This is a genomic window from Rhodoferax sp. P1_F3 (genome assembly GCF_056405715.1).
Map to the genome: position 1 here is coordinate 1 of NZ_JBFUBO010000034.1, position 1,656 is coordinate 1,656.

General features: G+C 63.1%; 1 protein-coding gene. It reads left to right on the top strand.

Going from position 1 to position 1,656, the window contains the following annotated elements; genetic code table 11:
* The coding region (locus AC1DZ5_RS21495; RefSeq protein WP_477892842.1) for a hemagglutinin repeat-containing protein at window positions 1-1,656 on the top strand (1,656 nt) is incomplete at both ends.

The following is a 1,656-nucleotide window of genomic DNA, read 5'->3' on the forward strand; positions in this document are numbered from 1 at the left end:
CAACGGCGGCACCATCCTGGGCAACGGCGGCACCATCCTGGGCCGCACGCTGCTGGAGATCAACGCCAACACCATCAACAACCTGGGCGGGCAAATCGCCGCCAACGATGTGAAACTGGCTGCCAGCCAAGACCCATCGACAGGCTCAGGGGGGACCATCAACATCACCGGCGGCAGCGTGACCGCACAAAACAGCCTGATCGCAGTGGCGGACAAGGACATCAACGTCACCAGCACCACCGGCAGCACAGAAGGCCGCAGTGGCAACTACACCTACAGCCGCACCGGGCTAGACCGCATGGCAGGCCTGTACGTAGCAGGCCCCGGCACCCTGCTTGCCAGCGCGGGCAACGACCTCAACATCATCGGCGCCACCGTCCAGGGCGCGGGCGACACCCAGCTCAGCGCCGGCAACACCGTCAACCTGAGCACCCTGCAAGCCAGCCAGAGCAACAACTTTGGGGCGGGGGACGCTAAAAACCACCTGCTCACCAGCCAAACCAGCGATGTGGGCAGCACCGTCAAAGCCGGCAAAGACCTCACCATCACCGCCGGGCAAAACGTCATTGCCAAGGCGGCGGATCTGAAGGCCCAGGGCGATGTGAACATCGCAGCCCAGGGCACCGTGCTGCTCAACGCGGGCCAAACCCGCTCCAGCTTTGATTCCGTGATGACCAAGTCCAGCTCGGACCTCATCAGCACCACCACCACCCGCACCCAGACGCAAGCCAGTGCCGCCACCGCACAGGTCAGCAAGGTGCAGGGCAAGAACGTCAACATCACCGCCGGGCAAAACCTCGTCAGCGTGGGCACCCAGTTCAAAGGAGCCGACAGCCTGCGGGTAGCAGGCAAAGACACCAGCACCTTCTACGCCGCTACTGATGTGCACCAGATCAGCACCACCACCCACACCAAGACCGACTTAGGCGCCGCCTTCAGCGCCATGCTCGACCCACTGGGCTTTGGCACACCCATTGAGGAAAAAACCGTCACCGACGCCCGCGCCACCAGCACCAGCATTGGCACCTCCCTCCTCTCTGATAAGAAAATCGAGATTGGCGTAGGCAACAAGACCGAACTGCAAGGTGCCAAGGTAGAAGCGCAGCAAATCGCCTTTGTGAACCTGGACCCAACGCAACAAGGCGAACTCATCCTGGGCGGYAGCACCGACACCACCCAGACCAGCCATACCGAAAAAACCGTGACCATGGGCCTGTACCAGGAGATGAAGGGCAAGGGCAGCACCACCGAGACGCTGAACCAGACCCAGCTCAAGGGCAACGTCAGCTTCGACAGCGCCCTCAAAATCACAGCCCAGATCCCCGACACCAAAGGCGGGCAAGCCCTCAAGAGCCAGATCGACGCCCTGGTGGCCCAAGGCAACGGCGTTGGACTGGATTACCTCAACGCCCTGGCCGCCAACCCCAACGTCAAGTGGGACCAAGTAGCCCTGGCCCATGAGAAGTGGAGCTACGACCAAGGCGGCCTGACCGGGGCGGGGGCGGCTCTGCTGACCATTGTGGTGACCTACTTCACGGCGGGCATGGGTACGGCAGCGGTGGGGACTACTACGGCTGTGGCCGGCGGCGCAGCCGGGGCAACGGTGACCACCCTGGGTGGCGTCACGCTTGCCAGTACCGCAGCAGGACTCACCAC